Raw genomic sequence first — 18,987 nt, 5'->3', positions numbered from 1 at the left:
TTATTAACAAGGTTTTTACTATCCGTACCACAAAGAAACATCATTAACAGCTCTGGCTGTTTTTGATTTAAATCAATGTTTAATCCTTGGAAAAAGGCTCCAAAAGGCGTTAAATTGTTCCCGATCAAAATGGCCGAAAAGTGGTAATTTTGCTATAAATTGATCGCCGTCGAAAAACGTAAATCTGTTCGAATAAAAACCTGTTTATTGTAAGGGTTTTGCAGCGTATTATATTTACGGGATCAATTTGGTTTTTTCTTAACGTATTTGTAACCTTTCATCATTGCTTTTTCCTCATGTAGAGAATAAGCAACGAAGAAGGGAAGCAGATTACTTTGTATTGGGGCATGCGTGTGGATCCTTATCTAACGGGGTTCACTCTCGGAGTCTTCATGCGATGAGCAAGGAGTCATAATGTTAGACGTAGTCGAACTGTCGCGCTTACAGTTTGCCTTGACCGCGATGTACCACTTCCTGTTTGTGCCGCTGACGCTCGGTATGGCGTTCCTGCTGGCCATCATGGAAACGGTTTACGTCCTCTCCGGCAAACAGATTTATAAAGATATGACCAAGTTCTGGGGCAAGTTGTTTGGTATCAACTTTGCGCTGGGCGTGGCAACCGGTCTGACCATGGAGTTCCAGTTCGGGACAAACTGGTCTTACTATTCCCACTATGTGGGGGATATTTTCGGTGCGCCGCTGGCCATTGAAGGTCTGATGGCCTTCTTCCTCGAATCCACCTTTGTAGGTCTGTTCTTCTTCGGTTGGGACCGTCTGGGTAAAGTCCAGCATATGGCGGTAACCTGGCTGGTGGCATTAGGCTCCAACTTGTCCGCACTGTGGATCCTGGTGGCGAACGGCTGGATGCAAAACCCAATCGCATCTGATTTCAACTTCGAAACCATGCGTATGGAGATGGTCAGCTTCGCTGAGCTAGTCCTGAACCCGGTTGCTCAGGTTAAATTCGTTCACACCGTGGCGTCTGGCTATGTGTGCGGCGCGATGTTCGTGCTGGGCATCAGCTCCTACTATATGCTGCGCGGCCGCGACTTCGCCTTTGCCAAGCGTTCTTTTGCTATCGCAGCAAGCTTCGGTATGGCCGCGATTCTGTCCGTTATTGTTCTGGGTGATGAATCCGGTTACGAAATGGGCGACGTGCAGAAAACCAAACTCGCCGCAATTGAAGCTGAATGGGAAACCCAGCCAGCACCGGCAGCGTTTACCCTGTTCGGTGTGCCTGACCAGGAAGCGCAGGAAAACCGCTTCGCCATTCAAATTCCTTACGCTCTGGGTATTATCGCCACGCGCTCCGTCGACAAACAGGTGACTGGCCTGAAAGATCTGATGGTGCAGCATGAAGAGCGTATCCGTAACGGGATGAAAGCCTACTCACTTCTGGAACAGCTGCGCGCCGGCTCTACCGACCAGGCCGTTCGCGATCAATTTAACGACGTGAAGAAAGACCTCGGTTACGGTCTGCTGCTGAAACGCTATACCCCGAACGTCTCCGACGCGACGGAAGCGCAGATTCAGATGGCAACCAAAGACTCTATTCCACGCGTTGCGCCGCTGTACTTCGCGTTCCGCATCATGGTGGGTTGCGGCATTATCATGCTGCTGATCATCGCGGCCTCGTTCTGGTCAGTCATTCGTAACCGTATCGGTGAGAAAAAATGGCTGCTGCGCACCGCGCTGTACGGTATCCCACTGCCATGGATTGCTATCGAGTCCGGCTGGTTTGTTGCGGAATATGGCCGTCAGCCGTGGGCCATCGGTGAGGTGCTGCCAACAGCGGTAGCGAACTCCTCCCTGACCGCAGGCGACCTGATCTTCTCCATGCTGCTCATTTGCGGTCTGTACACCCTGTTCCTGGTGGCTGAACTGTTCCTGATGTTCAAGTTCGCGCGCCTTGGCCCAAGCAGCTTGAAAACCGGTCGCTACCACTACGAGCAGTCTGTTGCGACTACTCAGCCGGCACGCTAAGACAGGAGTCATCAAATGATCGATTATGAAGTATTGCGTTTTATCTGGTGGCTGCTGATCGGTGTTCTGCTGATTGGTTTCGCGGTCACCGATGGTTTCGACATGGGCGTGGGCATGCTCACCCGTTTCCTCGGTCGTAATGACACCGAGCGTCGAATCATGATCAACTCCATCGCCCCGCACTGGGACGGTAACCAGGTGTGGCTGATCACCGCAGGCGGCGCGCTGTTCGCTGCCTGGCCGATGGTCTACGCGGCTGCGTTCTCCGGCTTCTATGTGGCGATGATTCTGGTGCTGGCTTCTTTATTCTTCCGTCCGGTGGGTTTCGACTACCGTTCCAAGATTGAAGACACCCGCTGGCGTAACATGTGGGACTGGGGCATCTTCATCGGTAGCTTCGTTCCACCGCTGGTCATTGGTGTGGCGTTCGGTAACCTGTTGCAGGGCGTACCGTTCCACGTCGACGAATATATGCGTCTGTTCTACACCGGTAACTTCTTCCAGCTGCTGAATCCGTTTGGTCTGCTGGCGGGCGTGGTGAGCGTGGCGATGATCATCACCCAGGGGGCAACCTATCTCCAGATGCGTACCGTAGGTGAACTGCATCTGCGTTCCCGCGCTACCGCTCAGGTGGCGGCGCTGGTGACGCTGGTCTGCTTCGCGCTGGCAGGCGTGTGGGTGGTGTATGGTATTGATGGATACGTGGTGACGTCTGCTATCAACCATGCTGCGCCGTCTAACCCGCTGACCAAAGAGGTGGCGCGTCAGGCCGGTGCATGGCTGGTGAACTTCAACAATACCCCTGTGCTGTGGGCTATCCCGGCTCTGGGTGTGCTGCTGCCGCTGCTGACCGTGCTGACGTCTCGTCTGGAGAAAGGCGCTCTGGCGTTCGTATTCTCTTCCCTGACGCTGGCGTGCATCATCCTGACGGCCGGTATTGCGATGTTCCCGTTCGTGATGCCATCCAGCACCATGATGAATGCCAGTCTGACCATGTGGGATGCAACGTCCAGCCATATGACGCTGAACTTAATGACCTATGTGGCTTGCGTGTTCGTTCCGATTGTTCTGGCTTACACCATCTGGTGTTACTGGAAAATGTTCGGTCGTATCACTAAAGAACATATCGAAAGCAACACCCACTCTATGTACTAAGTAAGGAGCTGAATATGTGGTATTTCGCATGGATTTTAGGGACGCTTCTTGCCTGTGCGTTTGGTGTCATCACTGCCCTGGCGCTTGAGCATGTAGAAGCGACCAAAGCAGGTGAAGAAAAGCACTAATGAATATTATCGCAACGTTATATGCGGTAATGGATAAGCGCCCCTTGAGGGCGCTTTCCCTCATTATGGCATTACTGCTGGCAGGCTGTATCTTCTGGGACCCGTCGCGCTTCGCGGCGAAAACCAGCGAGCTTGAAATCTGGCACGGCTTCCTGATTATGTGGGCGGTGTGCGCAGGCGTGATTCACGGTGTCGGCTTTCGTCCGAAAGCGCTTCACTGGCAGGGCATCTTCTGCCCACTGATTGCCGATCTGGTTCTCCTCGCCGGTTTGATTTTCTTCTTCTTCTGAATAAGAAATGTCCGTTAACGTTATGGGCTTACCCTGGCCCATAAAAATTTACTCTCCGTTTACTTTCCCCCATTCCAAACCATCATTCCCGCGCGTATAGTAGCGAAGTTTGAAAGCTCCAACTTTTCTTGTATTACCGGGATGTAAAGTGAATACAACGCTGTTTCGATGGCCGGTACGTGTCTATTACGAAGATACTGATGCCGGTGGTGTGGTCTACCACGCCAGCTACGTTGCTTTTTATGAACGGGCACGCACAGAGATGCTGCGCCATCATCACTTTAGTCAACAGGTGCTGTTGGCTGAGCGAGTTGCCTTCGTGGTACGCAAGATGACGCTTGAGTATTTTGCGCCTGCCAGACTCGACGATATGCTCGAAGTTCAAACAGAAATTACATCAATGCGCGGAACTTCACTGGTTTTCACGCAGCGGATAGTCAATGCAGAGAATACGGTACTGAACTCAGCTGAAGTCCTGATTGTCTGTGTTGATCCAACCATAATGAAGCCTCGTGCGCTTCCTAAGTCTATTGTCGCGGAGTTTAAGCAGTGACTGACATGAATATCCTTGATTTGTTCCTGAAGGCAAGCCTTCTGGTTAAACTTATCATGTTGATTTTGATTGGTTTTTCAATCGCATCCTGGGCCATCATCATCCAGAGAACGCGTATCCTCAATGCCGCCGGCCGCGAAGCCGAAGCGTTTGAAGATAAGTTCTGGTCGGGTATTGAGCTTTCTCGTCTGTACCAGGAAAGCCAGGGACGCCGTGATAACCTTTCAGGCTCCGAACAAATTTTCTATAGCGGTTTCAAAGAGTTCGCTCGCTTACATCGCGCTAACAGCCATGCGCCGGAAGCCGTGGTAGAAGGAGCGTCGCGTGCGATGCGCATCTCCATGAACCGCGAACTGGAAAATCTTGAAACGCATATTCCTTTCCTCGGAACCGTTGGCTCCATCAGCCCGTATATCGGCCTGTTTGGTACGGTGTGGGGGATCATGCACGCCTTTATCGCCCTGGGGGCGGTGAAACAGGCAACGTTGCAGATGGTTGCACCGGGTATCGCAGAAGCACTGATCGCGACCGCAATCGGTCTGTTCGCCGCAATTCCGGCGGTAATGGCGTACAACCGTCTGAACCAGCGCGTGAACAAACTGGAACTGAACTACGACAACTTTATGGAAGAGTTCACCGCGATTCTGCATCGTCAGGCGTTTACCAGCACCGAGAGCAACAAGGGGTAAACCATGGCCAGATCGCGTGGACGAGGTCGTCGCGAGCTCAAGTCCGAAATCAATATCGTTCCGTTACTGGACGTGCTGCTGGTGCTGCTGCTGATCTTTATGGCGACAGCGCCCATCATCACCCAGAGCGTGGAAGTTGATCTGCCGGATGCGACAGAATCACAGGCGGTAAGCACCAATGACGATCCTCCGGTCATCATTGAGGTTTCCGGCGTAGGGCAGTACAGCGTGGTGGTAGAGAAAGATCGTATGGATCAGCTTCCGCCAGAGCAGGTTATTGCTGAAGCGCAACGACGTCTGGAGTCAAATCCGAAGACGGTCTTCTTAATCGGTGGTGCGAAAGACGTACCATATGATGAAATTATCAAAGCGCTGAACTTGCTACATAGCGCGGGCGTTAAGTCGGTTGGCTTAATGACTCAGCCTATTTGATCATCTGCGTAGTTTTTGGGAACCGATAGTGTCAAAGGCAACCGAACAGAACGACAAGCTTAAGCGAGCGATAATCGTCTCCGCAGTGCTGCACGTAATTCTTTTTGCAGCACTGATCTGGAGTTCGTTCGATGAGCACCTTGATGCATCAGGCGGCAGTGGAGGCTCGTCCATCGACGCCGTCATGGTGGATCCCGGTGCGGTAGTGCAGAACTATAATCGCCAGCAACAGCAGCAGGCGAGCGCAAAACGCGCGGAAGAACAGCGTGAAAAACAGGCGCAACAGCAGGCGGAAGAGCTGCGTGAAAAGCAGGCCGCCGAGCAGGAACGTCTGAAGCAGCTTGAGAAAGAGCGTTTGCAGGCGCAGGAAGCCGCTAAAGAGCAGGCGGAGCAGCAGAAACAGGCTGAAGCCGCAGCGAAGAAAGCTCAGGAACAGCAGAAGCAGGCGGAAGAGGCGGCAGCCAAAGCCGCAGCAGACGCGAAGGCGCAGGCAGATGCTCAGGCTAAGTTAGCCGCAGAAGCGGCGAAGAAAGCGGCGGCTGATGCGCAGAAGAAAGCGGAAGCCGAAGCGGCGAAGAAAGCCGCTGCTGATGCGAAGAAGAAAGCAGAAGCTGAAGCGGCGAAAAAAGCGGCCGCTGACGCACAGAAGAAAGCCGAAGCGGAAGCCGCCAAAAAAGCTGCGCAGGAAGCAGAGAAGAAAGCGGCTGCCGATGCTGCGAAAAAAGCGGCCGCCGCCGAGAAAGCTGCGGCAGAAAAAGCCGCCGCTGCGGAAAAAGCCGCTGCTGATAAAAAAGCGGCAGCTGAGAAAGCCGCTGCTGATAAGAAAGCGGCTGCCGAAAAAGCCGCGGCTAAAAAGGCCGCTGCTGCGGAAAAAGCCGCTGCCGCAGGGGTTGACGATCTGCTGGGCGACCTGAGCTCCGGTAAGAATGCACCGAAAACGGGCGGTGGGGCGAAAGGAAGTAACGCAGCACCGGCAGGAAGTGGTAACACTAAGAACAACGGTGCTTCTGGCGCTGAGATCAACGACTATAAGAATCAGATTGCTGCGGCTATTGCCAGCAGACTTAACGATAAATCGCTCTATACCGGGAAAACGTGCCGACTGCATATTAAACTGGCTACGGATGGTATGGTGCTGAGCGTTGAGTCAGAAGGGGGAGATGAAGCGTTATGCCAGGCTGCACTTGTGGCAGTGAACCAGGCAAAATTGCCAAAACCTCCGTCACAGGCTGTCTATGAAGTGTTCAAAGACGCTTCGCTGAACTTTAAGCCATAAGCAGAGCTGCGGTTATCGGGTTCTGATAGTTTTGTGTATTTGAGTTTGTTAACCTTCTGCTAAATTATCCAGGACTTATTGTTCGGATAAGGGAGATATGATGAAGCAGGCATTACGATTAGCTTTTGGTTTTTTAGTACTGTTGACGTCAGCAGTGCATGCCACAGTAAGCATCGACATTACCGACTGGAACGACTCAGCGCGTCCAATCGGTGTCGTTCCGTTCCAGTGGGCAGGCCCGGGCGCTGCGCCTGAAGATATTGGCGGCATTGTTGCAGCTGACCTGCGTAACAGCGGTAAATTTAACCCCTTAGATCGTTCTCGTCTGCCGCAGCAGCCGGGTACCGCTCAGGAAGTTCAACCTGCTGCATGGTCTGCACTGGGTATTGATGCCGTGGTTGTCGGACAGGTTACTCCTGCGCCAGACGGCGGCTATAACGTCGCTTATCAGCTGGTGGATACTGGCGGTGCGCCGGGTACCGTTCTGGCTCAAAACACGTATAAGGTGAACAAGCAGTGGCTGCGTTACGCAGGCCACACGGCGAGTGACGAAGTGTTTGAGAAGCTGACCGGTATTAAAGGTGCGTTCCGTACCCGTATCGCGTACGTAGTACAGACCAACGGCGGCCAGTTCCCTTATGAGCTGCGCGTCTCTGACTACGATGGCTACAACCAGTTCACCGTACACCGTTCACCACAGCCGCTGATGTCTCCGGCATGGTCTCCGGACGGCTCTAAGCTGGCGTACGTGACCTTCGAAAGCGGCCGTTCCGCGCTGGTCATCCAGACGCTCTCTAACGGTGCTGTGCGTCAGGTTGCGTCATTCCCGCGTCACAACGGTGCGCCTGCGTTCTCTCCGGACGGTACCAAACTGGCGTTTGCCCTGTCTAAAACCGGTAGCCTGAACCTGTACGTGATGGATATTGGTTCTGGTCAGATCCGTCAGGTCACGGATGGTCGTAGCAACAACACTGAGCCAACCTGGTTCCCGGACAGCCAGAATCTGGCCTTTACGTCTGACCAGGCAGGTCGTCCACAAGTTTATAAAGTGAATATCAACGGCGGAGCAGCGCAGCGTATTACCTGGGAAGGTTCTCAGAACCAGGATGCTGACGTCAGTGCCGATGGTAAAACAATGGTAATGGTCAGTACTGCGGGTGGTCAGCAGCACATTGCCAAACAAGATCTGGTAACGGGGGGCGTACAAGTACTGTCGTCAACGTTCCTGGATGAAACGCCAAGTCTGGCACCTAACGGCACCATGGTAATCTACAGCTCTTCTCAGGGGATGGGATCCGTGCTGAATCTGGTTTCTACAGATGGGCGTTTCAAAGCGCGTCTTCCGGCAACTGATGGACAGGTAAAATCACCTGCCTGGTCGCCGTATCTGTAATAATAATTAATTGATTACTAAAGGAATCTTAGAAATGCAACTGAACAAAGTGCTGAAGGGGCTGATGATCGCTCTGCCTGTTATGGCAATCGCAGCGTGTTCTTCTAACAAGAACGCAAGCAATGACCAGAGCGGCGAAGGCATGATGGGTGCCGGCACCGGTATGGACGCTAACGGCAATGGCAATATGTCTTCTGAAGAGCAAGCGCGTCTTCAGATGCAGCAGTTACAGCAGAACAACATCGTTTACTTCGATCTGGATAAATACGACATCCGTTCTGACTTCGCTGCAATGCTGGATGCGCACGCAAACTTCCTGCGTAGCAACCCGTCTTACAAAGTCACCGTAGAAGGTCATGCGGACGAACGTGGTACTCCGGAGTACAACATCTCCCTGGGTGAACGTCGTGCAAACGCTGTTAAAATGTACCTCCAGGGTAAAGGCGTTTCTGCTGACCAGATCTCCATCGTTTCTTACGGTAAAGAAAAACCAGCAGTACTGGGTCACGACGAAGCGGCTTACTCCAAAAACCGTCGTGCCGTACTCGTTTACTAAGAGAATTGCATGAGCAGTAACTTCAGACATCATCTGATGAGTCTGTCGTTACTGGTTGGAATAGCGGCCCCCTGGGCCGCTTTTGCTCAGGCACCAATCAGTAGTGTCGGCTCAGGCTCGGTAGAAGACCGGGTCACTCAACTCGAGCGTATATCTAACGCTCACAGCCAGCTTTTAACTCAACTCCAGCAGCAGCTTTCCGATAACCAGAATGATATTGATTCCCTTCGTGGTCAGATCCAGGAGAGTCAGTATCAGCTTAATCAGGTTGTGGAGCGCCAGAAGCAAATTTTGTTGCAGATGGATAGCCTGAACAGCGGCGGAGCAGCAGCACAGCCAGCAGCAGGCGATCAAAGCGGTGCGGCAACGCCTGCACCTGCGGCAGATGCCTCCGCGTCGTCTGGTGCGCCTGTACAGAGCGGTGACGCGAATACGGACTACAACGCGGCCATTGCCCTGGTGCAGGATAAATCGCGGCAGGACGATGCTATCGTTGCGTTTCAGAACTTCGTGAAGAAATACCCTGATTCCACTTACCAGCCAAATGCGAACTACTGGCTGGGTCAGTTGAATTACAACAAGGGTAAAAAGGATGATGCGGCGTTTTATTTTGCCTCTGTGGTGAAAAATTACCCGAAATCACCTAAAGCGCCTGATGCGATGTATAAAGTCGGCGTGATCATGCAGGACAAAGGCGACACGGCAAAAGCCAAAGCGGTTTATCAGCAGGTGGTTGCGAAATTCCCGGGTACAGACGGCGCCAAACAAGCGCAAAAACGTTTGAGTTCGATGGGTTGATTATCGCATGACCAGAAATCGCGTTATTTCTGGTCGTGCAGCATGATTCCTAAGCAGTTAAGTGATCTTCATCGAAATTTTTGTTGCGCAGAATTCTTAAATCAGTAATATATGCCGCCGTTGCCACGGGATATCAAACAACGTGAAAGCAGCGCAAAAGTGGGTCGTTAGCTCAGTTGGTAGAGCAGTTGACTTTTAATCAATTGGTCGCAGGTTCGAATCCTGCACGACCCACCACTTAAAGCAGTTCCGGCAGTACAGAGTGGGTGATTAGCTCAGTTGGTAGAGCATCTCCTTTACACGGAGGGGGTCGGCGGTTCGAGCCCGTCATCACCCACCACTCGGGTCGTTAGCTCAGTTGGTAGAGCAGTTGACTTTTAATCAATTGGTCGCAGGTTCGAATCCTGCACGACCCACCAATTTTATTGGTTCCGAGTGATAATTCAGGCAACACCCGAATGGGTCGTTAGCTCAGTTGGTAGAGCAGTTGACTTTTAATCAATTGGTCGCAGGTTCGAATCCTGCACGACCCACCAGCCTGAATAGATTTGAAGTACATCCCGCAAGGGGTCGTTAGCTCAGTTGGTAGAGCAGTTGACTTTTAATCAATTGGTCGCAGGTTCGAATCCTGCACGACCCACCAGTGTTGAAAGGCGCCCTAAAGGCGCCTTTTTGCTATCTGTCGTTCGCCAGTGCCTTGCAGGGCGGGTAAGGCGAAGCCGCCATCCGACAGATGCTACCGGCATCAATTCCCGGTGACATTCCCCCTCAAATTCGCTATCTTGTTTAGTATATAAAACACCATTGCCTCATTTTTGTTATCTCATGCAAAACAAAGGCAATATTGTTAAGCCAGTAAAACGAGAAGCCATAATGAGTGTGATGTTTGATCCCGAAACCGCAATCTATCCCTTCCCGCCGAAGCCCGCTCCGCTAAGCAGGGATGAAAAACAGTTCTATCGTGAGAAAATCAAGCGCCTGCTTAAAGAGCGTGATGCGGTGATGGTGGCGCATTACTACACCGACCCGGAAATTCAGCAGCTGGCGGAAGAGACGGGCGGCTGTATTTCAGACTCCCTGGAAATGGCGCGTTTCGGTGCTAAACATCCTGCCTCCACGCTGCTGGTTGCAGGTGTGCGCTTCATGGGCGAAACGGCAAAAATTCTCAGCCCGGAAAAAACCATACTGATGCCGACGCTGAATGCCGAATGCTCCCTTGACCTCGGTTGCCCGATTGATGAGTTCACCGCCTTCTGTGATGCCCACCCTGACCGTACCGTGGTGGTCTATGCCAACACGTCTGCGGCAGTGAAAGCCCGGGCAGACTGGGTAGTGACGTCCAGTATCGCCGTTGAGCTGATTGAGCATCTGGACAGCCTGGGGGAGAAAATCATCTGGGCGCCCGATCGTCACCTGGGGAACTACGTACAAAAACAGACCGGTGCGGATGTGCTGTGCTGGCAGGGCGCCTGTATCGTTCACGACGAGTTTAAGACCCAGACCCTGACGCGCATGAGAGGGTTATACCCGGACGCCGCAATTCTGGTGCACCCGGAATCCCCGCAGTCCATCGTCGACATGGCGGATGCCGTCGGGTCAACCAGCCAGCTTATTCATGCTGCGAAAACCCTGCCGCACAAGCAGCTCATTGTGGCGACCGATCGCGGTATCTTCTACAAGATGCAGCAGGCCGTGCCGGAAAAAACGTTGCTCGAAGCGCCGACCGCCGGAGAAGGGGCGACCTGCCGAAGCTGCGCGCATTGTCCGTGGATGGCGATGAATGGGCTCAAAGCGATTGCGGAGGGCCTGGAGAACGGTGGCGCAGCGCATGAGATCCACGTGGATGCCGCTCTGCGTGAAGGCGCGTTAATTCCACTTAACCGTATGCTGGATTTTGCGGCTACACTACGTACTTAACTTATTACGCCCCGGAGAAAAAATGGATTTTTTTAGCACACAGAACATACTGGTTCATATCCCGATTGGTGCGGGCGGCTATGACCTGTCGTGGATTGAAGCGGTGGGTACGCTGGCCGGTTTACTCTGTATCTGGCTGGCCAGCCTTGAGAAGATAAGTAACTATGCGTTCGGGCTGATAAACGTCACGCTGTTTGCGATCATCTTTTTCCAGATCCAGCTCTACGCCAGCCTGCTTCTACAGCTGTTCTTCTTCGCAGCCAATATCTATGGCTGGTACGCCTGGTCTCGGCAAAACAGTCAGCAGGAGGCGGAACTGCAAATCCGCTGGCTACCGTTGCCAAAAGCCATCGCCTGGTTCGCGGCCTGCGTGGTGGCTATCGGCTTTATGACCGTCTTTATTGATCCGGTATTTGCCTTCCTGACGCGCGTGGCGGTCTCGGTCATGTCGGGTCTGGGATTAAACGTGACGATGCCTGAGCTTCAGCCGGATGCCTTCCCGTTCTGGGATTCCTGCATGATGGTGTTGTCGATTGCCGCAATGATCCTGATGACCCGTAAATACGTTGAGAACTGGCTGCTGTGGGTGGTCATCAACGTCATTAGCGTGGTGATTTTTGCCCGCCAGGGTGTTTATGCCATGTCGCTGGAGTACATGCTGCTGACGGTCATTGCCCTGAACGGCAGTCGCATGTGGATTAACAGCGCGCGTGAGCGTGGCTCTCGCGCGCTTTCCCGTTAATGGTGATGGACGTGTGAGTGGCCGGACTGCGCCTCGTTCAGGTGACAGTCTGGCCCGTTACAGGGCTGATACTCCATCTGAATAGTGGCGTGCGCAATTTCGTAGTGATGCTCAAGGAAGTGCCGAATACGTTCAAGCAACGCATCGTGATCGTGGGGCGGAATAACCTGAACGTGCAGCGTCATAAGCGGTTTCTCACCCACCAGCCAGACGTGAACGTGGTGAACGTTACGGACTTCAGGAATGGAACGACACAGATTGCGTTTTAGCTCGCCAATATCCAGCGACGTGGGAGCGCCTTCCAGCAGCTCATTGACGCTCTCTTTCAACAGCCGCCAGGCACTGCGTAAAACAAGGCACGATACCAGCACGGAAAGAATCGGGTCGATGGGAGTCCAGCCCGTGCCCATAATGATCAGCGCGGCTACGATAGCACCTACGGAACCCAGCAGATCGCCCAGTACATGAAGCGCCGCGGCCCGTACGTTCAGATTTTTTTCGCTGCTGCCGCGGTGCAATATCCAGAACGCCAGAATATTGGCGACCAACCCGGCAATGGCGATAACCATCATTGTCGTCCCGGCTACCGGTTGTGGATGCCGAAAGCGCTGAAAAGCCTCCCAGACGATAAGAATGGTAATGACCACCAGCGCAATCGCATTCACAAAGGCGGCAAGCGTGGTCAGCCTGAGCCAGCCAAAGGTGTGGCGGGCATTGGGAGGGCGACGGGCAAACTGCACGGCCAGCAGAGCAAACAGGAGCGCGGCAGCGTCGGTCAGCATATGCCCGGCATCGGCCAGCAGCGCCAGCGATCCGGATATCAGCCCGCCTGTTACCTCAATTATCATAAAGGTGGCAGTGACGCCAAAAGCCAGCAAAAGCCGTTTGGCATTTTCATCGCCAGTGGAGTGGGAATGGGAGTGGGAGTGCGCCATGGTATCGTTCCTGATTTATTATTATTTTTAGTGTAGCGTTTTTAAGAGCTTAAATAAAAAAGGAGAGCATTCGCTCTCCCTGTTTTACCTTACGGAAGGTTACTGGGTAGTACCGTCCGTTTTGGTATTGGCATCGCTGCCCACTTTGTCATTCGGGTCCGGGCATTTCCCGTCTTTACACACTGAGTTTTTGTGCACCTCGTCGGTACTCATACCGTCATGGTTCATCGTGCCTGTGTTCGTCCCGCCGGTGTTGGTATTGCCCGTGTTGATATTACTGTTATCAACATTGTTTGGCGCAATATTCTGTTTTGCATCCGGCGCAACCTGGCCCGCCTCGGCAGCGGCATTCGCGTCGCCGTTGCTGCCGGATGAGCCTGCATCAGCAGCCAGTACGCTACCGCTTGCCAGGGTAAGGGTTGCCGTCAGGAAAAGCGTAGTCAGTTTCGTCATTTTCATCATGGTGCTCCTGTTCTTATCGTTACGCTGGATAACATTCTCCAACAGTGCATCTTGTTCAGTGGCGAAAGATCCCGGTTTCCTGATTTATGTCAGGATGGAATCGCGTATAAATATTTAAAAACAGTCGTTACAAGTAAAAAGCTTAGGCCAGATCTCATTTTTCGCTATTTTGTTGCGTATTTTAGGCGAATTCCAGGAATTATCTGCGCGAAGTGTAAAAGCCCGTTTACACTTCGTGGCCGACAAGTTAGATTGAAAGGATTGCTTTCATTACTAAAGATATGGCAGAGCCGGAAAGAAGATGAATTATCAGAACGACGATTTACGCATTAAAGAGATCAATGAGTTATTACCTCCCGTAGCGCTCCTTGAAAAATTCCCCGCCACCGAAAATGCCGCCAACACGGTGTCTCATGCCCGCAAGGCGATCCACAAGATCCTGAAAGGTAGCGACGATCGTCTTCTGGTAGTCATTGGGCCGTGCTCCATTCACGATCCTGCTGCGGCCAAAGAGTATGCGTCGCGTCTGCTCGCCCTGCGTGAAGAGCTGAAAGGCGAACTGGAAATCGTGATGCGCGTTTATTTCGAAAAACCGCGTACCACCGTGGGCTGGAAAGGGTTGATCAACGATCCGCATATGGACAACAGTTTCCAGATCAACGACGGCCTGCGCATTGCGCGTAAGCTGCTGCTGGAGATCAACGACAGCGGGCTGCCTGCTGCCGGAGAATTCCTCGATATGATCACCCCACAGTATCTGGCTGACCTGATGAGCTGGGGCGCTATTGGCGCGCGTACGACTGAATCTCAGGTTCACCGTGAGCTGGCGTCTGGCCTTTCATGCCCGGTGGGTTTCAAAAATGGCACTGATGGCACCATCAAGGTCGCCATTGACGCCATTAATGCGGCTGGCGCGCCGCACTGCTTCCTGTCGGTGACCAAGTGGGGCCACTCGGCTATCGTGAACACCAGCGGTAATGGTGATTGCCATATCATACTGCGCGGCGGTAAAGAGCCTAACTACAGTGCTAAACACGTAGCGGAGGTGAAAGCAGGGCTGGAGAAAGCGGGTCTGGCACCGCAGGTGATGATCGATTTCAGCCATGCCAACTCCAGCAAACAGTTCAAAAAGCAGATGGAAGTCGGCGCAGATGTGTGTCAGCAAATCGCCAGCGGTGAACGCGCAGTGATTGGGGTGATGATTGAGAGCCATCTGGTGGAAGGCAACCAGAATCTGGAGGGCAGCGAGCCGCTGGTCTACGGTAAGAGCGTGACGGATGCCTGCATTGGCTGGGACGATACCGATGCGATCCTGCGTCAGCTGGCGGATGCGGTAAAAGCGCGTCGCGGCTAAGTTTGTCGCGGGCAATAAAAAAGCGTGGATTGCTCCACGCTTTTTTTATGTCCGGCGAATATTACTTCGCTTTACCCTGGTTCGCCACGGCCGCCGCTTTTGCAGCGATTTCGTCGGCGTTACCCAGGTAGTAATGTTTAACTGGCTTGAAGTTTTCGTCGAACTCGTACACCAGCGGCACGCCGGTAGGGATGTTCAGCTCGAGGATTTCATCTTCACCCATGTTGTCCAGGTATTTCACCAGCGCACGCAGGGAGTTACCGTGAGCAGCGATAATGACGCGCTCGCCGCTTTTCAGGCGTGGCAGAATGGTTTCGTTCCAGTAAGGCACAACGCGGTCGATGGTCAGCGCCAGGCTTTCGGTCTGCGGCAGTTCAGCCTCAGTCAGCTTCGCGTAACGCGGATCGTGGCCCGGGTAGCGCTCGTCATCTTTGCTCAGCTCTGGAGGCGTGACCGCAAAACCACGACGCCACTGCTTAACCTGCTCGTCACCGTATTTTTCTGCGGTTTCCGCTTTGTTCAGACCTTGCAGCGCACCGTAGTGACGCTCGTTCAGTTTCCAGGATTTCTCAACCGGCAGCCAGGCCTGATCCAGCTCGTCCAGAATGTTCCACAGGGTATGGATGGCACGTTTCAGCACAGAGGTGTAAGCAAAGTCAAAGGTGAAGCCTTCATCTTTCAGCAGTTTACCTGCCGCTTTTGCTTCGCTCACGCCTTTCTCGGACAGATCAACGTCATACCAACCGGTGAAGCGGTTTTCGTTGTTCCACTGGCTTTCGCCGTGGCGCACCAGGACAAGCTTAGTATTAGCCATTTCTTACTCCTCAAGCATTTTGAATGATAACAATTCTCATTATATTGCCGTGACTGTGCCAGCAGCAACGCTTAACCCTAACCATAGCGAAAATAGTTCGAGAGTGTAAGATGCATGTGAATCCAGGGTTATGATTTTGTCTGCGATCGCCGCTATTTTCAGCAAGGCGGAGATAAAAAAGCCCTCGCGGTGAGGGCCAGGCTTTTTTGCCGGATGGCGCTTCGCTTATCAGGCCTACATTCGTAGGCCCGTGCGCCGCCGGATATTAAGCGCGCGGAATAAAATGATACTCGGTGACGCTTACGTACTCTTCACCCGGACGAAGCACACAGTCCGGCTGCGGCCATTCAGGATGGTTAGGACTGTCCGGCAGGAACTCGCTCTCCAGCGCCAGTCCTTGCCAGGCGCCGTAGGCGTCATGTTCACGCGCCGTGGTACCCTCCAGATAGTTACCGGAGTAGAACTGTAGGGCGGGGGCGGTGGTGTAGACCGTCATCTGTAACTTCTCATCAGCAGACCAGACCTGTGCGGCAGGTTGAGAAAGATCGCCTTTCGCCTGCAACAGGAAAGCATGGTCGTAGCCTTTCACCTTGCGCTGATCGTCATCACTCAGGAAATCCTGAGCAATGGTTTTCGGCTGACGGAAATCAAAGCTATTTCCGCTTACCGGTTTCAGCCCCTGATAAGGGATACCCATCTCATCGACCGGCAGATACTCATCCGCCAGGATCTGGAGTTTGTGGCTGCGGACATCGGTCTGATTACCGTCAAGGTTGAAATAGGCGTGGTTAGTCAGGTTGACCGGGCACGGCTTATCGACGGTCGCGCGGTACTCAATGGCGATGCGATTATCTTCGGTCAGGGTGAAGCGCGCGGTTGCAGTGAGATTGCCCGGGAAGCCCTGGTCTCCATCGAGGGAGTCCAGAGAGAACCAGACCTCACCGTCATTTTGCTGCACAATCTTCCAGCGACGTTTATCAAACCCTTCCGGGCCGCCGTGCAGCTGATTTTCGCCCTGGCTGGCAAGCAGGGAATACGTTACGCCGTCCATCGTAAACCGGCTTCTGGCGATGCGGTTAGCGTAGCGGCCTATGGATGCGCCCAGAAAAGCGGTCTGCTCGATATACTGCTCCGGCGATGCGCAGCCGAGCAGGGTTTCGCGCACGCTGCCGTCAGGCATCGGTACGCGGGCAGAAAGTAACGTTGCGCCCCAGTCCATCAGCGTAACCACCATCCCGGCGCTGTTGCGCAGGGTTAACAGGCGATACGGCAGACCATCCGGTGCGAGTGTTGGTGTTTCGTTTAGCACTGTCCGGCTCCTTGTGATGCTTTGCAGACATAGAAAGTTTCTTTGATGCCCGTTTTGGCTTCGTACTGTTTAGCCACCGCGTCCTGAATGGCAGGGACCAGCTCTTCCGGCACCAGGGCGACGACGCACCCGCCGAATCCGCCGCCGGTCATACGCACGCCGCCTTTGTCGCCAATCGTGGCTTTCACAATTTCAACCAGGGTGTCGATTTGCGGCACGGTGATTTCGAAATCGTCACGCATGGAGGCATGCGATTCGGCCATCAGCTCGCCCATCCGTTTCAGGTCACCTTTCGCCAGCGCGGAGGCGGCTTCTACGGTACGGGCATTTTCCGTCAGTATATGACGCACGCGCTTCGTGACAACCGGGTCCAGCTCGTGGGCAACCTTGTTAAATTCATCAAGTGAGACATCACGCAGGGCTGGCTGCTGGAAGAAGCGCGCGCCGGTTTCGCACTGTTCGCGACGGGTGTTGTACTCGCTGCCCACCAGGGTGCGTTTGAAGTTGCTGTTGATGATCACCACAGCCGCACCTTTAGGCAGCGGAACCGCTTTGGTCCCGAGCGAGCGGCAGTCAATCAGCAAAGCGTGTTCTTTCTTGCCCAGCGCGGAAATCAGCTGATCCATAATGCCGCAGTTGCAGCCCACGAACTGGTTTTCCGCTTCCTGACCGTTGAGGGCGATCTGCGCCCCGTCCAGCGGCAGATGATAAAGCTGCTGGAACACGGTGCCGACCGCCACTTCCAGCGATGCGGAAGAGCTTAATCCCGCCCCCTGCGGCACGTTGCCGCTGATCACCAGATCGGCCCCGCCGAAATTCTTGTTACGCTTTTGCAGGTGCTTCACCACGCCGCGAACATAGTTCGACCACTGCTGGCTGTCGTGGGTCACGATCGGCGCATCGAGGGAAAATTCGTCAATTTCGTTGCCGTAATCCGCGGCGATCACTCGCACATGACGATCGTCGCGTTTCGCGCAGCTGATCACCGTCTGGTAGTCGATGGCACACGGCAGGACAAAACCGTCGTTATAGTCGGTGTGCTCGCCGATCAGATTAACGCGGCCTGGCGCCTGGATAACATGGGTGGCAGGGTAGCCAAATTTTTCAGCAAACAGGGATTGTGTTTTATCTTTCAGACTCATTTTTAGACTCCTGATTCGCGGTAATGGACGTCGCTAACGGCACGCAGACGTTCTGCCGCCTGTTCCGCCGTCAGGTCGCGCTGGGTTTCCGCCAGCATTTCATAGCCCACCATGAATTTACGTACCGTCGCAGAACGCAGCAGCGGCGGGTAGAAGTGTGCATGTAACTGCCAGTGTTGATTCTCTTCGCCGTTAAACGGCGCGCCGTGCCAGCCCATGGAGTAGGGGAAGGAGCACTGGAAGAGGTTGTCGTAGCGGCTGGTCAGTTTTTTCAGCGCCAGCGCCAGGTCGTCACGCTGGGCGTCGCTGAGTTCGGTAATGCGCTGAACATGGGCTTTAGGCAGCAGCAGCGTCTCAAACGGCCACGCCGCCCAGTAAGGGACTACCGCAAGCCAGTGCTCGGTTTCCACCACGGTACGGCTGCCATCCGCCAGCTCACGCTGGGTGTAATCCACCAGCATCGGCGAACCGTTCTGGGCGAAATAGGCTTTTTGCAGTCGGTCCTCACGCTCGGCTTCATTCGGCAGGAAGCTGTTCGCCCAGATCTGACCGTGCGGATGCGGGTTTGAGCAGCCCATCGCCGCGCCTTTGTTTTCGAACACCTGCACCCAGGGATAGCTCTGCCCCAGCTCCGCGGTTTGCGCCTGCCAGGTGCTGACCACCTCTTTCAGGGCATCCACGCTCAGCTCCGGCAGCGTTTTGCTGTGATCGGGCGAGAAGCAGATCACGCGGCTGGTGCCGCGGGCGCTTTCGCAGCGCATCAGCGGGTCATGGCTTTCCGGCGCGTCTGGCGTATCGGTCATCAGCGCGGCAAAGTCGTTAGTAAACACGAAGGTGCCTTGGTAGTCCGGGTTTTTATCGCCCGTCACGCGCGTATTGCCCGGGCAGAGGAAACAGTCCGGATCATGCTGCGGCAGCGTCTGTTTGGCAGGCGTCTCTTGCGCCCCCTGCCAGGGGCGCTTGGCGCGATGCGGTGAAACTAAAATCCATTGCCCGCTGAGCGGGTTAAAAACGACGATGCGGGTGATCGACGGGATTGAATTGCGTCATGACAAATCC

The 18,987-nt window shown here is 53.9% G+C and carries 19 protein-coding genes, 5 tRNA genes and 1 pseudogene; 19 read left to right on the top strand and 6 right to left on the bottom strand.

The features are described 5' to 3' along the window. The first annotated feature begins 414 nt into the window (after positions 1 to 414). The 18 genes from cydA to pnuC all read left to right on the top strand — a co-directional run bounded on the left by cydA (position 415) and on the right by pnuC (position 11,912). Positions 415 to 1,983: a cytochrome ubiquinol oxidase subunit I gene (cydA, locus tag RHN82_RS03145; protein WP_003858601.1), complete on the top strand. Its 1,569-nt coding sequence runs from the start codon at positions 415 to 417 to the stop codon at positions 1,981 to 1,983. A gap of 15 nt (positions 1,984 to 1,998) precedes the next feature. Continuing rightward, positions 1,999 to 3,138, top strand: a complete 1,140-nt coding sequence (gene cydB / locus RHN82_RS03140) for a cytochrome d ubiquinol oxidase subunit II (protein WP_023303309.1) — start codon at positions 1,999 to 2,001, stop codon at positions 3,136 to 3,138. A 14-nt stretch (positions 3,139 to 3,152) separates the two neighbouring features. Then, the gene (cydX, locus tag RHN82_RS03135; protein ID WP_003858598.1) at positions 3,153 to 3,266 is read left to right on the top strand and encodes a cytochrome bd-I oxidase subunit CydX; all 114 of its coding nucleotides are present in this window, start codon (positions 3,153 to 3,155) and stop codon (positions 3,264 to 3,266) included. After that, complete coding sequence (gene ybgE / locus RHN82_RS03130; RefSeq protein WP_003858596.1) at positions 3,266 to 3,556, top strand: cyd operon protein YbgE; 291 nt, start codon at positions 3,266 to 3,268, stop codon at positions 3,554 to 3,556. The genes cydX and ybgE overlap by 1 nt, the downstream gene beginning before the upstream one ends. A 148-nt stretch (positions 3,557 to 3,704) precedes the next feature. Further along, the gene (gene ybgC, locus RHN82_RS03125) at positions 3,705 to 4,109 is read left to right on the top strand and encodes a tol-pal system-associated acyl-CoA thioesterase (RefSeq protein WP_003858593.1); all 405 of its coding nucleotides are present in this window, start codon (positions 3,705 to 3,707) and stop codon (positions 4,107 to 4,109) included. Further along, positions 4,106 to 4,798 (top strand): Tol-Pal system protein TolQ, encoded by a 693-nt coding sequence (gene tolQ / locus RHN82_RS03120; protein ID WP_003858590.1) that lies wholly within the window; start codon positions 4,106 to 4,108, stop codon positions 4,796 to 4,798. Before ybgC ends, tolQ begins: the two co-directional genes overlap by 4 nt. 3 nt (positions 4,799 to 4,801) lie before the next feature. After that, a complete protein-coding gene (gene tolR / locus RHN82_RS03115) occupies positions 4,802 to 5,230 on the top strand; it encodes a colicin uptake protein TolR (protein ID WP_003858589.1) in 429 nt (142 codons plus the stop codon). Positions 5,231 to 5,258: 28 nt separating this feature from the next. After that, on the top strand, positions 5,259 to 6,506 hold the full coding sequence (gene tolA, locus RHN82_RS03110) for a cell envelope integrity protein TolA (protein ID WP_047053039.1): 1,248 nt from the start codon (positions 5,259 to 5,261) through the stop codon (positions 6,504 to 6,506). A gap of 100 nt (positions 6,507 to 6,606) precedes the next feature. After that, entirely contained in the window at positions 6,607 to 7,899 is a 1,293-nt protein-coding gene (gene tolB, locus RHN82_RS03105; protein WP_017384962.1) for a Tol-Pal system beta propeller repeat protein TolB, read from the top strand. Between the two features lie 34 nt (positions 7,900 to 7,933). After that, complete coding sequence (gene pal / locus RHN82_RS03100; RefSeq protein ID WP_003858578.1) at positions 7,934 to 8,455, top strand: peptidoglycan-associated lipoprotein Pal; 522 nt, start codon at positions 7,934 to 7,936, stop codon at positions 8,453 to 8,455. Between the two features lie 9 nt (positions 8,456 to 8,464). Next, on the top strand, positions 8,465 to 9,253 hold the full coding sequence (gene cpoB / locus RHN82_RS03095; RefSeq protein WP_003858574.1) for a cell division protein CpoB: 789 nt from the start codon (positions 8,465 to 8,467) through the stop codon (positions 9,251 to 9,253). A 161-nt stretch (positions 9,254 to 9,414) separates the two neighbouring features. After that, positions 9,415 to 9,490, top strand: a tRNA-Lys gene (locus tag RHN82_RS03090). 27 nt (positions 9,491 to 9,517) lie between these two features. Beyond that, positions 9,518 to 9,593: transfer RNA gene (locus tag RHN82_RS03085), tRNA-Val, on the top strand. Positions 9,594 to 9,596: 3 nt separating this feature from the next. After that, a tRNA-Lys gene (locus RHN82_RS03080) sits at positions 9,597 to 9,672 on the top strand. Positions 9,673 to 9,713: 41 nt separating this feature from the next. Continuing rightward, positions 9,714 to 9,789, top strand: a tRNA-Lys gene (locus RHN82_RS03075). A 31-nt stretch (positions 9,790 to 9,820) separates the two neighbouring features. Continuing rightward, positions 9,821 to 9,896, top strand: a tRNA-Lys gene (locus RHN82_RS03070). A gap of 230 nt (positions 9,897 to 10,126) precedes the next feature. After that, complete coding sequence (nadA, locus tag RHN82_RS03065; protein WP_047053041.1) at positions 10,127 to 11,170, top strand: quinolinate synthase NadA; 1,044 nt, start codon at positions 10,127 to 10,129, stop codon at positions 11,168 to 11,170. Positions 11,171 to 11,192: 22 nt separating this feature from the next. Further along, complete coding sequence (gene pnuC / locus RHN82_RS03060) at positions 11,193 to 11,912, top strand: nicotinamide riboside transporter PnuC (protein ID WP_023296141.1); 720 nt, start codon at positions 11,193 to 11,195, stop codon at positions 11,910 to 11,912. Here pnuC and zitB read toward each other — a convergent pair. After that, positions 11,909 to 12,847: a CDF family zinc transporter ZitB gene (gene zitB, locus RHN82_RS03055; RefSeq protein WP_047053044.1), complete on the bottom strand. Its 939-nt coding sequence runs from the start codon at positions 12,845 to 12,847 to the stop codon at positions 11,909 to 11,911. The two genes, pnuC and zitB, sit on opposite strands and share 4 nt — an antisense overlap. A 99-nt stretch (positions 12,848 to 12,946) precedes the next feature. Continuing rightward, positions 12,947 to 13,306, bottom strand: a complete 360-nt coding sequence (locus RHN82_RS03050; RefSeq protein ID WP_047053045.1) for a protein YbgS — start codon at positions 13,304 to 13,306, stop codon at positions 12,947 to 12,949. A 304-nt stretch (positions 13,307 to 13,610) separates the two neighbouring features. Here RHN82_RS03050 and aroG point away from each other — a divergent pair, with 304 nt between their 5' ends. Further along, positions 13,611 to 14,663 carry a 3-deoxy-7-phosphoheptulonate synthase AroG gene (gene aroG, locus RHN82_RS03045; protein WP_003858564.1) on the top strand — a complete coding sequence of 351 codons (1,053 nt, stop codon included), beginning with the start codon at positions 13,611 to 13,613 and terminating at the stop codon, positions 14,661 to 14,663. Between the two features lie 61 nt (positions 14,664 to 14,724). Here aroG and gpmA read toward each other — a convergent pair whose 3' ends face one another. The 4 genes and pseudogenes from gpmA to galT all read right to left on the bottom strand — a co-directional run bounded on the left by gpmA (position 14,725) and on the right by galT (position 18,978). Beyond that, positions 14,725 to 15,477 carry a 2,3-diphosphoglycerate-dependent phosphoglycerate mutase gene (gene gpmA / locus RHN82_RS03040; RefSeq protein ID WP_047053047.1) on the bottom strand — a complete coding sequence of 251 codons (753 nt, stop codon included), beginning with the start codon at positions 15,475 to 15,477 and terminating at the stop codon, positions 14,725 to 14,727. Positions 15,478 to 15,742: 265 nt separating this feature from the next. Then, positions 15,743 to 16,786: a galactose-1-epimerase gene (galM, locus tag RHN82_RS03035; protein WP_047053048.1), complete on the bottom strand. Its 1,044-nt coding sequence runs from the start codon at positions 16,784 to 16,786 to the stop codon at positions 15,743 to 15,745. Continuing rightward, a complete protein-coding gene (gene galK / locus RHN82_RS03030; RefSeq protein ID WP_023324336.1) occupies positions 16,780 to 17,928 on the bottom strand; it encodes a galactokinase in 1,149 nt (382 codons plus the stop codon). Before galK ends, galM begins: the two co-directional genes overlap by 7 nt. A 2-nt stretch (positions 17,929 to 17,930) precedes the next feature. Continuing rightward, positions 17,931 to 18,978 (bottom strand): annotated as a pseudogene (gene galT / locus RHN82_RS03025) (galactose-1-phosphate uridylyltransferase). Positions 18,979 to 18,987 lie beyond the last annotated feature (9 nt).

Source organism: Enterobacter cloacae complex sp. EB5, from assembly GCF_031432835.1.
GTDB lineage: Bacteria > Pseudomonadota > Gammaproteobacteria > Enterobacterales > Enterobacteriaceae > Enterobacter > Enterobacter hormaechei_C.
The sequence above is the reverse complement of the archived record's forward strand: the minus strand, read 5'-3'. Positions and strand labels throughout refer to the sequence as shown.